12 protein-coding genes are annotated in these 13,214 nt (G+C 67.0%); 11 read left to right on the top strand and 1 reads right to left on the bottom strand.

Annotated features, from left to right (window positions below):
- Window positions 1-101 precede the first annotated feature (101 nt).
- The 9 genes from AC07U0_RS01380 to AC07U0_RS01340 all read left to right on the top strand — a co-directional run bounded on the left by AC07U0_RS01380 (window position 102) and on the right by AC07U0_RS01340 (window position 8,897).
- A complete protein-coding gene (locus tag AC07U0_RS01380; protein ID WP_494718244.1) occupies window positions 102-392 on the top strand; it encodes a hypothetical protein in 291 nt (96 codons plus the stop codon).
- Between the two features lie 328 nt (window positions 393-720).
- Window positions 721-1,554, top strand: a complete 834-nt coding sequence (locus AC07U0_RS01375) for a flagellin (RefSeq protein ID WP_494718243.1) — start codon at window positions 721-723, stop codon at window positions 1,552-1,554.
- Window positions 1,555-1,645: 91 nt separating this feature from the next.
- Entirely contained in the window at window positions 1,646-1,930 is a 285-nt protein-coding gene (locus AC07U0_RS01370) for a flagellar protein FlaG (RefSeq protein WP_494718242.1), read from the top strand.
- A gap of 154 nt (window positions 1,931-2,084) precedes the next feature.
- Window positions 2,085-2,915, top strand: a complete 831-nt coding sequence (locus AC07U0_RS01365; RefSeq protein WP_494718241.1) for a flagellin — start codon at window positions 2,085-2,087, stop codon at window positions 2,913-2,915.
- 291 nt (window positions 2,916-3,206) lie between these two features.
- The gene (locus AC07U0_RS01360; protein ID WP_494718240.1) at window positions 3,207-6,032 is read left to right on the top strand and encodes an NHL repeat-containing protein; all 2,826 of its coding nucleotides are present in this window, start codon (window positions 3,207-3,209) and stop codon (window positions 6,030-6,032) included.
- A gap of 97 nt (window positions 6,033-6,129) precedes the next feature.
- Window positions 6,130-6,810, top strand: coding sequence for a hypothetical protein (locus tag AC07U0_RS01355; RefSeq protein WP_494718239.1), 681 nt, complete (start codon window positions 6,130-6,132; stop codon window positions 6,808-6,810).
- Entirely contained in the window at window positions 6,810-7,214 is a 405-nt protein-coding gene (locus AC07U0_RS01350; protein ID WP_494718238.1) for a hypothetical protein, read from the top strand. Before AC07U0_RS01355 ends, AC07U0_RS01350 begins: the two co-directional genes overlap by 1 nt.
- Window positions 7,215-7,419: 205 nt before the next feature.
- A complete protein-coding gene (gene ssb, locus AC07U0_RS01345) occupies window positions 7,420-7,908 on the top strand; it encodes a single-stranded DNA-binding protein (RefSeq protein WP_494718237.1) in 489 nt (162 codons plus the stop codon).
- A gap of 83 nt (window positions 7,909-7,991) precedes the next feature.
- Window positions 7,992-8,897: a DMT family transporter gene (locus AC07U0_RS01340; RefSeq protein ID WP_494718236.1), complete on the top strand. Its 906-nt coding sequence runs from the start codon at window positions 7,992-7,994 to the stop codon at window positions 8,895-8,897.
- Window positions 8,898-8,907: 10 nt separating this feature from the next.
- Here AC07U0_RS01340 and AC07U0_RS01335 read toward each other — a convergent pair whose 3' ends face one another.
- Complete coding sequence (locus tag AC07U0_RS01335; protein WP_494718235.1) at window positions 8,908-9,498, bottom strand: superoxide dismutase family protein; 591 nt, start codon at window positions 9,496-9,498, stop codon at window positions 8,908-8,910.
- 121 nt (window positions 9,499-9,619) lie between these two features.
- Between AC07U0_RS01335 and gyrA the strand changes: the two genes are divergently transcribed.
- Both gyrA and AC07U0_RS01325 read left to right on the top strand, forming a co-directional pair.
- Complete coding sequence (gene gyrA / locus AC07U0_RS01330; protein ID WP_494718234.1) at window positions 9,620-12,406, top strand: DNA gyrase subunit A; 2,787 nt, start codon at window positions 9,620-9,622, stop codon at window positions 12,404-12,406.
- A 4-nt stretch (window positions 12,407-12,410) separates the two neighbouring features.
- A complete protein-coding gene (locus AC07U0_RS01325) occupies window positions 12,411-13,214 on the top strand; it encodes an aminotransferase class IV (protein WP_494718233.1) in 804 nt (267 codons plus the stop codon).

Raw genomic sequence — 13,214 nt, 5'->3', positions numbered from 1 at the left:
GAGGCTCCGCGCCGGCTCTCCCGCGACGACTGCCGCGACCACATCGGAGGCGACGGCTTGCGTCGCGCGCCTCTGACCGAACCCGAACAGGACGACGACCGATGACCGAAGCGAACGAACTCATGCCTCCGCCGGCGGCGCCCCCATCCCCTCCGCTCGCCGAAGGCCGCTGGCTGTGGCGGCGCATCTATGTGTTCGGCGTCAGCCTCGGCCTGTGGGCCCTTCTGGCGGGAATCGTCCGGACCGCGACGCCGGAGACCCTGCCGCATCTGTCCGACGGGCTGATGGGGCTGCTGGCCCTTCTGCTGATCCTCTACCTGGTCGCGCCCACGGCCGAGCAGCTGCTGGAGCTCATCGCGGACATGCAGCCGAGGCTGGGACGGGAGCGGTAAGCGCCGTCAAGGGTGCTTCGTCCGTGAGCTGACGGTCGGCATGGCAGGATTTGGCAGTCTGTCAGTGTGTTTTGACCGCCAGACCCGGCAATCCCTGCCGGGCGCCCGGCAGGTTTTGCCGCCGCCCCGACTTTCACCCGGCAGGGCTTGCCGGGTCGAAAGCGTGGTTAAGCGAAAGTACCGTAAGAAAAACAACGAAACCCGGCTCTGGCACGGCTTCGAGACCGAACAACGGTGTCTGGCGCGGCCCTTGCTCTGGACCTCTCCGAGCAAAATGCTCCCGACGGCTAAAATGGCGGTCGGACACCTTGAAACAAGGACTATGGTCATGGCTGTGAACAGCGTGAACACGAACGCGGGCGCTCTGGTCGCCCTGCAAAACCTCAACGCCACGAATACCGAACTGGGCACCGTCCAGTCGCGTATCAACACCGGCAAGAAGGTCAACTCCGCCAAAGACAACGGCGCTATCTGGGCTATCGCCCAAGGTCAGCGTTCGGAAATCTCGGCCCTGGGCGCCGTCAAGGACTCCCTGGCCCGTGGTTCGTCGGCCGTGGACGTCTCCATCGCTGCCGGCGAGTCGGTCTCCGACCTGCTGACCCAGCTGAAGGAAAAGGCCCTGGCCGCGACCGACAAGTCGCTGTCGACGGCCTCGCGCAGCGCCCTGAACGAAGACTTCAAGGCGATCCGCGATCAGATCACCACCGTGGTCACCAACGCCAAGTTCAACGGCATCAACCTGCTGGATAACTCCACGGGCACCGCCGGCTACAAGGCGCTCTCGAACACCACCGGTTCGACCATCAAGGTCTCCGGTGAAAACCTCTCGCTGGGCGGCGCCAACGTCACCGTCGCGGCGACCACCACCATCGGCACCTCGACCCTGGCCACCACGGCTCTGGGTCTGGTCAACGCCTCGATCGACAAGGTCTCCGCCTCCCTGGCTCGCCTGGGCACCGGCGCCAAGTCGCTCGAAACCCATGCTACGTTCGTCGGCAAGCTGTCGGACGCCATGGAAGCCGGCGTTGGCAACCTGGTCGACGCCGACCTCGCCAAGGAAAGCGCTCGTCTGCAGTCGCTGCAAACCAAGCAACAGCTGGGTGTGCAGGCTCTGTCGATCGCCAACCAGTCGACGTCGGTCCTGCTGGGCCTGTTCCGCTAATACACTCTCGGAAGGGCGGGACCTCGGTCCCGCCCGACCTTGCCCCTTCATCCTTATCAGGGAGCCGAAGCAGACTTCGGCCTAGGGAGTCATGGAAACCAATGCAAAGCTGAGTCTTGTAAGCCCCGCCCCCGCCGTTACGCCCACCGTGACGTCCGGAGACGAAGCCCCCGTCACCCAGGCCTCCAGCGAGGTCGAACAGGCCGCTCACTACCGGCTGGTGATCGAAGAAGGCCCGACCATCGGGTCGTTCATCTACAAGACCATGGACAGCACCACCGGCGAGATCGTCCGTCAGTTCCCCCGGGAACAGGTGATCCGAATGGCGGAAGCGAAGAAATACGATGCGGGATCGGTGATCGACACCACCGCCTGAGGACCGAAACGGACGCCCCGGCGTCTGGATCGAGACAGACCTTTCGCCACGCAGGGAGCCCCTGACGTGGTTAAAATGCGTGGTTATCGCGCGTTAACCATCCGCTCACTTGTTAACCATAAGCTGCTGGGAACTTTCCGGGGCTATCAAAACGATGAGCAACAGCGTCCTTACCAATTCCGCAGCCGCGATCGCGCTGCAGAACCTGACCACGACCAACACCAAGCTGACGGACGTTCAAGGCCGCATCAGCACAGGGTTGAAGGTCCAGGGAGCCAAGGACAATGCCGCGGTCTGGGCCATCGCCCAGAGCCAGCGCGCCGATGTCGGGGCTCTGGGGGCGGTGAAATCCAGCCTGGACCGCGCGACCTCGGTCGCCGACGTGGCCCGCTCGGCGGGCGAATCGGTCTCGGACCTGCTGAACCAGCTCAAGGAAAAGGTGGTCGCGGCCAAGGATCCTTCGCTGACGACCCAGTCGCGCAAGCTCCTCAACTCTGACTTCAAGGCCATTCTGGGCGCGATCAAGTCGGCCGTCGACAACGCCACCTTCGACGGCGGCAACGTCCTGAACGGCTCCCTGCCGACGGGGCTGAAATTCCTGGCCAACGCTGACGCCAGCTCGTTCGTGACCCTGTCGACGCAGAACCTGAGCCTGTCGGGTTCGATCCTCAGCCTGGGCATGGCCGACAGCCTGCTGACCATGACCGGCGCGACCACCGCCCTGAACAAGCTCGACAATTCGATCACGGCCGTGAACGCGGCGCTCGGCGCGCTCGGCTCGCAGGCCAAGCAGATCGAGGCCCACAACACCTTCGTGTCCAAGCTGACGGATACGCTGGAATCGGGCATCGGCAACCTCGTGGATGCCGATCTGGCCAAGGAAAGCGCGCGTCTGCAGGCTCTGCAGGTTCAGCAACAGCTGGGCGCGCAATCCCTGTCGATCGCGAACCAGTCGCCGCAGGTCATCCTCAAGCTGTTCCAGTAAAACCGGTTCAGCGTCGGGGCTGAGGAGCCCCGATCATCACCGGGGCAGGGCGGCGGCGCGGGGCATGGGCGCGGTCGCCGAAGCCGTAAAGCGCGAGAAAAGACTGAACCACCGACGGGAAACTCATCGCGACGCTCCAGAATACCGAGGGCGCTCCGGGTATGGCGTGCAAATGCTCGCCGAACCCCGCTCTCCTGAGACGCGATGAACGCACGATTCCATGCCGGGTTCCGAGCCCGTGTTAACGGTCCGTTGCCTCTCGTCTGAGATACTGCCAAGGCGGAGGTTCGTGTGACATCGGTCAACAACGGCTATCTTCTGGGTTTGTTCGGCGGGAGCTATGATGCTTCGAGCGCCACTGCCCTGACGTCCGCCATCACGAAAAAGGCCCAGCCGACCGCACCCTGGTCCACCAGCGTGAAGGCCTCGGACCCCTCAGCCCTGGTCCGTTCGGCCCTGGCCGGCCGCAGCATCATCAACGAGAACGCCGCCCAGGTGGATGTGAAGGGCGCCTCGTCGGACTACAAAAAGCTGTTCGCCATGTACTCGGGTCTGGAGACCCTGAGCGCCCTGGCCAGCAGGGCCTCCACCAGCGGCCTGACCTCGACCGAGACTGCCCTGCTGCAGAAGCGCTTTGCCTCGGGCATGGCCGAGCTCAGCAAATATATGACCACCGCCGATCTGGACGGTGTCCGGATCGTTCAGGGGACCGCCGCTGCGACCTCCAAGACCACGGCCGCCGTGCCGCGTGACAGCGCCGTCTCCATCACGGGGCCGATCCACGAGGGTTCGCTGGACACTCCGGTGACGGCCTTCCAGGGCGATACGAAATTCAACATCACCATCAAGGTGCCGGTCGGGCTGACGTCCAGCCAGACGACCACGGTGCCGATCGATCTGTCGAACATGGGCTCCACGCCCCGGACGATGGACAACGTGCTGGAGTACATCAACAAACAGCTCTCCGACGGCGGCTTCCAGACCCGGATCGGGCGTCAGCAGATCAAGGAAGATCCCAAGACGGTTCAGGTCAACGGCAAGCCGGTCACCCTGCCGGCCGGTCCGGACAAATGGGCCCTGGCGATCCGCGGGACCTCGACCGAGACCGTGGGCTTCACCGCCGACCAGACCTCCGACGCCGTCTATGTGGTCCAGCAGGCGGGCAATGCCGCGGTGACCACCACGACTACGGTCAATGGCGTCAAGACGACCAAGACCACGACCGCCTCGACCCTGACCAACCAGATCCTGAAATTCCAGGTCGACGGGGGCGCCGCGCCGGAGCCGACTGCGGGCAATGTCGGCGAGACCCAATGGGTCGACGGAAGGCTGTCGCAGGAAACCCTGCCCGAGGGCGTTCAGACGGTGCGGGCCAGCGCGGTCGGCCCCGACGGCTCGTTGTGGATCGTCGCCGACGTCACCGCCGGCCCGGACACCCAGCCGATCAAGGGCGTCCAGGACGTCGCCCTGATGAAGTACGACAGCGCCGGCCGACTGATCGCGACGCGGGCGCTCGGCGCCGCCTCGACCGCCAGCGGCTATGCCCTGGCCATCGACGCCAACGGCAATGTCGCGGTCGCGGGTTCGGTCACCGGCGCGCTCAACACCTCAACGACCGATGCGGGCAAGACGGGCGATGTCGCCGGCGTCGCCGACAGCTTCGTGACCGTCTTCAACAAGGATGGCGAGGAGCAGTGGACCCAGCGGCGCGGCGCCCGGGCCGCGGACGAGGCCACTTCGGTCAGCTTCGGCGCAAACGGCGTCGTCTATGTCGCCGGACGTTCGCAGTCGGCCATGACCGGCGCGGTAAGCGTCGGCGGCTGGGACGGCTATGTCCAGGCGTTCAAGGCGGCAGAGCCCTATCCGACCGCCGGCATCGTTTCCAAGTCTATCGGCGTCACCCAGTTCGGCACCGGCGGCGAAGACAGCGTCGCTGCGACCACGGTCGACGGGAACAATCTCTATACGGCGGGCGTCGAGAACGGTCGCGCGGTGGTGCGCCAGTTTACCCTCGGCGCCGACGGCGTGCCAACCCTGGCGGCGACGCGCGACCTGGGCCTGATCAGCGGCGACATCGCGGGTATCGCGGTCGCCGACGGCAAGGTCATCCTGACCGGGACCAGCCGCGACAGCGGCCTGTCGGCAGGCACGGCGACCAACGCCAACTCGGGAGGCAAGGACGTCTTCGTCGCCTCCCTGTCGACCAATCTGACCCCGGCCGCCAGCGATCGGCTGAGCTGGTACGGTACGGCGGGCGAGGACACGGCCGCTGACGTCAAGGTCCACGACGGCAAGGTCTGGATCACGGGCATCACCGGCAAGACCGAGGGGGCGCTCGCGACCGATCCGACCAAGGGCTATCTGGCCCGTCTCGACCCGACGACCGGGACGGTCGAATATGAACAGAGCTGGACCGGCGTCGGCGATCAGGCCAAGCCCGCCACCCTGGCTATCGCTTCCAACGGCGCCAGCGTGCTGGACCGGTTGGGCCTGCCCCAGGGCGAGATCGACCAGAGCGATTCCAAATATCTGACCGCCGCGACCTCGCTGCGGGTCGGCGACCGCTTCTATATCAGCCCGCCCGACGGTGGTCGCGCCGTGCCGGTGACCATCGAGGCCAAGGACACACTGGCCACCCTGGCGCGCAAGATCTCGGTCGCCTCGGGCGGCAAGCTGAAGGTCACGGTCGCCTCCGAAGGGGGCACCGTCACCGGCAAGGACGGCGAGACCACCACCACCACCGGGGGCTTCCAGCGCCTGTCGATCACGGCCAAGGACGGCGTCAAGGGCGCGGTCCTCACCTCCGGCGAGACGGGCCGCGACGCCCTCGCGGGCCTCGGTCTCTCGGCGGGCTATATCGGCCTGGCGACCGTCGACAAGGGGCTCAAAACCTATGGCATGGGCCTGCCGTCCAACCTGACGCTCAACGACGCCGCCTCGATCAAGACGTCGGGCGAGAAGCTTCAGGCCGCGCTGAAGGCCGTGCGCGACGCCTATCGCGCCATGGCCCCGGTCGATCCGACGACAACGGCCGCCAGCGGCACGGTTCCGGCCTATCTGACCGCCCAGATCTCCAACTATCAGGCCGCCCTGTCGCGTTTGACCGGCGGTTCCTGAACGCCGCCGGGTTCTTCGGGGTCGCAGCCTGACGGTTGGCGGTTGACCTCAAGGGTGATGGCGGGGTTATTGAGGCTCCGGTCCCCGCGAGTGCTCCATGGCGTTTCCCAACGACAATCGAACCATCATCGCGATCGGCGCCGGCCTCGTCGTCGTCGCAGCGGTGGTGGCGGGCCTGGTCTTCGCCGGCGGTGGCGACAAGACGCCCGAGGCGCCGCCCGCCTCCCGAGGGGGTTTGAATATCGACCTGGCCGAGGCCCCGGTGCTGGAGACGACGCGCCAGCTGCGCTGCTTCGTCAACGGCCAGTTCGTCGGCATGGCCACCCTCGCCGACTGCGCCCGGCGCAACGGCCTGGCCACTGACGCTCTCGATGTGGGTCTGGACGAGACCGGCGCGCTGGCCGCCGCACCGACCGCCGCCTTCGCCCCCCCGCCGGCCGCACCGGTCGCCGAACCGACCGTCGAGATCCCGGCCGCCGCCACGCCGACCGACGCCCATCCCGCGCCCGCCCAGACCGCCGTGGTCAACGGCAGTCCCTGTCTGCGTTATACCGGCAATGAGTGGCGCACCGTCTCGGCGGGCACGACGCTCGGTCAGTGCGTCCAGGCGCTCTACGCCGGTCAGTGCGTGGGCCGTCCGGGCGACGCCCAGTACGGCCGCTGGGGCGATCAGACGCTTCGTCTGGTCCCACGCCGCGTGGAACAGTCCAGCGACAACAGCCGTTTCCGCGTCCTGGCCGAACAGGACCGTAGCTGCCAATTTCCGGGGTTGAACTGATGCGTCTCTCTACCGTCGCAGTGATCGCCGGGGCTCTGACCGCAGGTCTGCTGGCCGGCTGCTCCACCCAGACCAAGGCTCCGTTCGACCAGGGCGTCTGCTACAGCGTCGCCCTGCCGGATGCGGGCGAGAAGGCCGAGCCTCGCTTTAACGTTCTGGCGCGCGACCAGGCCCGGATCGAGGACTGCGCGGCCCGGCTGGAGGACATGCGGCTGCGGTTCCTGGGCATGGGTGGATCCAACAGCGACATCGTCGGCGCCTATCAGGGCCAGTTCATCTTCCTGGACCGCGCGGGTGTCTGGTTCGGCAAGACGCTGGAGGGGCAGCGCTTCTTCGCCCTGGCCCGGACCGGCGACGGTCGTCTGGCGACGCCGGGGACCATCGAGCGCGCTCCGGCCCAGTAAGATGCGGAGGGCTCCAGCCCGGTTCCCACGCTGTGTGATGAGAACAAAGCTGGAACATCCACAAGCTTTCGTTTAGGATGTCTTAACGGGGGGTGGCTTGGCGGCCGTGGCGCGCTAGGCCGGTCCTCCGACGACTGATCGTCGGATACGGCATTCAAGCAAGCCGCAGCCCGGACGGGCGCGGGGCAGACAACGAGAGAGCATCATGGCGGGCAGCGTCAACAAGGTCATTCTGGTCGGCAACCTGGGGCGCGACCCCGAAATCCGGTCGATGCCGAACGGCGACCGCATCGCCAACTTCTCCCTGGCCACCTCGGAGACCTGGCGCGACAAGTCCTCGGGCGAGCGCAAGGAAAAGACCGAATGGCACCGCGTCTCGGTCTTCAACGACAACATCGTCAAGGTCGTTGAAAACTATGTGAAAAAGGGCTCGACCGTCTATGTCGAGGGCTCGCTGCAGACCCGCAAGTGGACCGACAAGGACGGCGTCGAGAAATACACCACCGAGGTCATCATCGGCCGCTTTAACGGCCAGCTGACCATGCTGGGCGGCCGTGACGGCGGCGGCGCCTCGCAGGGCGGCGGCAGTCGCGGCAACGACGACGACTATTCGTCAGGTTTCTCCACCGGCGGCGCCAACAAGCCCTCCGGCCCGCGCGAAAGCTACGACCTGAACGACGACATTCCGTTCTAAACGGCTTGGACAAGACTGGTCCTGCAACGTCGGCTCACGGATTGTGAGCCGACGTTTTGCGTTCAGCGTGCGATAGGCGGGCGGTGACCACGCCAGACAAACCGCACAGCCCGCTGACCCTGCTCGAGATCGCCGCCATCGTGGCGATTATCGTGATCTGGGGCGTGAACAACGCCGGGGCCAAGGTGGCGACCGAGCAGATGTCGCCCCTGCTGGTCGGGGCGATTCGGTTCGGCATCGCCAGCATCTGCCTCGCCGGCTTCATCCGGCCGCCGTTTCCGGACTGGAAGAGCCTGCTGATCATCGTCCTGGTGGGCGGTTCGCTGCAGTATGGCCTCGTCTACACCGCCTACTGGCTGGCCCGGGACGTCAGCCCGGTGACCGTCGCCAACCAGCTGTGGATCCCGTTCACGGCCCTGTTCGCCTTCCTGCTGCTGAAGGAGCGCCTGAGCCGGGCGGCCATGGTCGGGATGGTGGTGGCCTTCGTCGGCGTCGGCTGGATGACGCTGGACGCGCATGCGCTGCAGGACTGGCGCGCTATTCTGGTCGGGATCGCCGCCGCCGCCGCCTGGGCCCTGACCACGGTCGTCGCGCGCCGCACGACCTCAATCCCGCCGCTGAAGATGCAGGCCATGCTGGCGGTCGGGACCCTGCCGGTCATGGCCTTTGGATCGGCCGTATTCGAACACCATCAGATCGAGGCCGTGAAGGCGGCGACGCCCATCGTCTGGGTGTCCCTGTTGTGGGCCGGAATCGTGTCGTCGGTTGTCGCGACGACCCTGCTGTTCTGGCTGGTGCAGAAACGCGAGGCCGGGCGGGTGACGCCCTATCTGCTGGCGACGCCGGTGGTGTCGATCCTGATCGGCTGGGGCCTGATGGGCGACGTGTTGACGCCCCAGATCCTGACCGGCTCGGCCATCGCTATGGCCGGGGTGGCGGTGGTGGCCCTGGCCGAGCGGGGCTTGCGCGCCGGCGCGGCCAAGGCCTGAACCACAGCGTTTAGCGGGCGGTGACGACCACCGGTTCGAACACGCCGCATGCGATGCGAGCGCCGGCCCCGCCGATCGGCTGGCTCACATAGTCGTCGGCGTTGGCGTGGACGACGAACGACAGGCCGTTGGCGTCGACATAGTCGCTCTCGTGCGCGTCGAGACCCTCCCAGGCCAGATAGACGTCGGCATTGGCCGCGCCGTCGGCGGCGGCGAAGACGTTCTGCAGATCGCCCAGGTCCGGACCGCCGTCCTTGTTGAGCAGGCCGTGCGGGCGGGCGCCCTCGGCGTGGTTCACATGGCCGCCGGCCGAGGTGAAGCCGGGCGCCTCGCAGCTGCCGACGGCGTGCAGGTGGACGGCGTGCCAGCCGGCCGGCCAGCCCTTGCCGACGACGCGGAAGATCATCCCCTTGGGCCCTTCATAGCCGGTCACCGTGCCGGCGTCGGCGCCGTCGGCCGTCTTCAGCGCGGCGACGACCACGGCCTGCGGCGGCGGGGCAGGGGCGGGCGTCGGGGCGGAGGCAGCGGTCTGGGCGAGAGCCGCTCCGGCTCCCAGAATCGAGGGGATGGCGAGAAGGGCGGCGAGGGGGAGGGCGCGCATGGAATCTTCCTTTCACGGACGACGTCGAAACAGGCGTAAACTTTGCCTCCTGACGCCACGGATGCTAGAAAACCGGACAGCGGATCACGTTCCGATTCCGGCCATTTAAAGCCTAAACTCCTTGACCGACGACAGCTACGAAAACGCCGCACCTCCTGCAGGACCGAGCGGCGGTTCCGACATTTCGACCATCACGATCGAGGACGAGCTGAAACGCTCCTACCTCGACTACGCCATGAGCGTGATCGTCAGCCGCGCCCTGCCGGACGCGCGCGACGGCCTGAAGCCGGTTCACCGTCGCATCCTGTACTCGATGCACGACCTGAACATGACGCCCGAGCGGTCGTACTCGAAGTGCGCGCGCGTCGTCGGTGATGTGCTCGGTCGCTTCCATCCGCACGGCGACGCCTCGGTCTATATGGCCCTGGTGCGCATGGCCCAGCCGTTCTCCATGGGTCTGATGCTGGTCGACGGTCAGGGCAATTTCGGCTCGGTCGACGGCGATATGCCGGCCTCGATGCGATACACGGAAGCGCGCATGGCGCCGGCCGCCGTGGCCCTGCTGGCCGACATCGACAAGGACACCGTCGATTTCCAGCCGAACTACGACGAGAAGGAGCTGGAGCCTGTCGTCCTGCCGTCGCGGATCCCGAACCTGCTGGTCAACGGCGCGGGCGGCATCGCCGTCGGCATGGCGACGAACATTCCGCCGCATAATCTGGGCGAGATCGTCGATGCGGCCGTGGCGCTGCTGGACGATCCGAACATCTCCGACGACGCCATCCTGGACATCGTGCCCGGTCCCGACTTCCCGACGGGCGGCGAGATCATGGGCCGCACCGCGCCGCGCAACGCGCTGCGCGACGGTCGCGGCTCGGTCATCGTGCGCGGCAAGGCCTCGATCGAGACGATCCGCAAGGATCGTGAAGCTATCGTCGTCACCGAGCTGCCGTTCCAGGTCAACAAACAGACCCTGATCGAGCGTATCGCCGAAATGGTCCGCGAGAAGCGGATCGAGGGCATCTCCGACGTCCGCGACGAATCCGACCGTCAGGGCATGCGGATGGTGATCGAGCTGAAGCGCGACGCTTCGGGCGATGTGATCCTGAACCAGCTGTGGCGCTACACCGCCATGCAGTCGTCGTTCGGCGTCAACATGCTGGCCCTGAACCACGGCCGTCCCGAGCAGATGGGCCTGCGCCAGTTGCTGGAAGCCTTCCTCGAGTTCCGTGAGGAAGTCGTGGTCCGCCGGGTCAAGTTCGAACTGGCCAAGGCCCGCGATCGCGGGCACGTGCTGGTCGGTCTGGCCGTCGCCGTGGCCAATATCGACGAGGTCATCCACATCATCCGCTCGTCGGCCGACCCGGCCGAGGCGCGCCAACGCCTGCAGGCCAAGTCCTGGCCGGTCGGCGACATGCTGGCTCTGGTCGAGCTGATCGCCGATCCGCGCTCGATGCTGATCGACGGCGACAAGCTGAACCTGACCGATGAACAGGCCCGCGCCATCCTGGCCCTGACCCTGTCGCGTCTGACCGGCCTGGGCCGTGACGACATCTTCGGCGAAGCTCGCGGCCTGGCCGACACCATCCAGGGCCACCTGACCATCCTGTCGGACCGCGCCAACATCATCGCCATCATCCGCGAGGACCTCTTGGCGGTGAAGGGCGAGTTCGCCGTGCCACGCCGCACCCTGATCGGGGAAGGCGACGCCGAGATGGAGGACGAGGACCTGATCCCGCGCGAGGACATGGTCGTCACCGTCACCCACGGCGGCTACGTCAAGCGCGTGGCCCTGAACGCCTATCGGACCCAGCATCGCGGCGGCAAGGGCAAGTCCGGCATGACGATGAAGGACGAGGACGCCATCACCGGCGTCTTCTCCGCCTCGACCCATACGCCGGTGCTGTTCTTCGCCACCAACGGCAAGGCCTACAAGCTCAAGGTCTGGCGCCTGCCGCTGGGCGGACCAACCTCGCGCGGCAAGGCCTTCGTCAACCTGCTGCCGATCGAGCCGGGCGACAGCATCATGAACGTCCTCCCGCTGCCCGAGGACGAGGCGACCTGGGGCGACTACGACATCATGTTCGCCACCAAGTCGGGCGACGTGCGTCGGAACAAGCTGTCCGACTTCGCCACGGTCAACCGCGCCGGCAAGCTGGCCATGAAGCTGGAAGACGACGACCACATGGTCGGCGTCGCCCTGTGCACGGCCGAGGACGACGTCCTGCTGACCACCGCCATGGGCCGCGCCATCCGCTTCAAGGCCGACGACGTTCGCGTCTTCAAGGGCCGGGATTCGACCGGTGTGCGCGGCGTCCGGCTTCAGGACGGCGACGAGGTCATCTCGATGGCCGTGCTCGGCCGCGTCGATGCCACGCCGGAAGAGCGCGCCGCCTACGTCAAACACGCCAACGCCATGCGCAAGGCGGCGTCCGGCGAGGGCGACGACGAGGCCACGACGCCGGAAGCCGATGACGAGGTCGTCGGCGACGCCGCCCTGACTGTCGAACGCATCGCCGAACTGGGCGCGGCGGAGCAGTTCATCCTGACCGTCACTGACAGCGGCTTCGGCAAGCGCTCCTCGGCTTATGAGTACCGCCGCACCGGTCGCGGCGGGCAGGGGCTGACGGCCCACGGCCTGGGCGGTCGCGCGGGCACGCGTCTGGCCGCGGCCTTCCCGGTGGAAGACACCGACGAACTGCTGATGGTCACCTCCAGCGGCCAGATGATCCGGACCCGGGTCGGTCAGGTCCGCGTGGTCGGCCGCTCCAGCCAGGGCGTCACCATCTTCAAGACCGCCGACGGCGAGCGCGTGGTCTCGGTTGAGCGTCTGGCGGAAACACCGGGCGACGACGATGCCGGCGGCGATGAAGGCGGTGAAGGAACCGAGGGCGGCGACGAAAGCTGATCGCATGACCGGGTTCCCGCCGATCCTTATCGACGGCGAACCCGCCTCGACCGACGACCTGACCTATCTGGCTCTGGTCAACTACGGCGCCTACACCTCGTTCCACGTCGAAGCCGGCGCGGCGCGGGGGCTGGCCCGCCATCTGGCCCGGCTCGAGGCCTCGGCGGTCGAGCTGTTTGGAGAAAGCCCCGGCGAGGCCCGGCTGCGCGATCTGATGCGGCTGGCGGTCGAGGGGCGTGACGCCTGCTGGCTGCGGGTCAGCCTGTTCTCGCCCGAGCTCTGGGCGCGGACTCCCTCGTGGTGCGGCGTACCCAAGGTCATGACCATGGCCGCCGAACCGCCGCCGCCTCTGGCCGCCTCGCTGCGTCTGGCGACCCGGGTCTATTCGCGCGACGCCGCCCATCTGAAGCACACGGCCCTGTTCGGTCTGATCCAGTCACGGCGGCAGGCGCGCGAGGAAGACTTCGACGACGCCCTGTTCATCGATGCGGCGGGCCTGATCAGCGAAGGCAGTCTCTGGAACATCGGTTTCGCAAAAGATGACCGCATCATCTGGCCCGCGGCGCCGATGCTTGCGGGCGTGACCCAAGCTCTGATTGAGGAGGGGCTGGCGCGCGTCGGCCTGGGGTCGGAGACCCGGCCCGTGCATCTGGCCGATCTGGCCGGGTTCGATCAGGCCTTCATCTGCAACAGCGCGACGCCCGCCTGCGCGGTGACGGCCATCGGCGATCACGCCTTCTCGGGCGATCCGGCCCTGATGGAACGTCTGGAAGCGGCCTGGGCGTCGAATACGCCCGAGGCCATCTAG

Source organism: Brevundimonas sp. GW821-FHT02A10 (assembly GCF_059422025.1).
Note: the sequence above shows the minus strand (reverse complement) of the source record. Positions and strands in the feature narration are given on the sequence as shown.

What these genes read in the sequence shown, in the direction of transcription:
- AC07U0_RS01380 (WP_494718244.1), top strand. Translation starts at nt 102, where the DNA reads ATGACCGAAGCGAACGAACTCATGCCTCCGCCGGCGGCGCCCCCATCC.
- AC07U0_RS01375 (WP_494718243.1), top strand. Translation starts at nt 721, where the DNA reads ATGGCTGTGAACAGCGTGAACACGAACGCGGGCGCTCTGGTCGCCCTG.
- AC07U0_RS01370 (WP_494718242.1), top strand. Translation starts at nt 1,646, where the DNA reads ATGGAAACCAATGCAAAGCTGAGTCTTGTAAGCCCCGCCCCCGCCGTT.
- AC07U0_RS01365 (WP_494718241.1), top strand. Translation starts at nt 2,085, where the DNA reads ATGAGCAACAGCGTCCTTACCAATTCCGCAGCCGCGATCGCGCTGCAG.
- AC07U0_RS01355 (WP_494718239.1), top strand. Translation starts at nt 6,130, where the DNA reads ATGGCGTTTCCCAACGACAATCGAACCATCATCGCGATCGGCGCCGGC.
- AC07U0_RS01350 (WP_494718238.1), top strand. Translation starts at nt 6,810, where the DNA reads ATGCGTCTCTCTACCGTCGCAGTGATCGCCGGGGCTCTGACCGCAGGT.
- ssb (WP_494718237.1), top strand. Translation starts at nt 7,420, where the DNA reads ATGGCGGGCAGCGTCAACAAGGTCATTCTGGTCGGCAACCTGGGGCGC.
- AC07U0_RS01335 (WP_494718235.1), bottom strand. Translation starts at nt 9,498, where the DNA reads ATGCGCGCCCTCCCCCTCGCCGCCCTTCTCGCCATCCCCTCGATTCTG.
- AC07U0_RS01325 (WP_494718233.1), top strand. Translation starts at nt 12,411, where the DNA reads ATGACCGGGTTCCCGCCGATCCTTATCGACGGCGAACCCGCCTCGACC.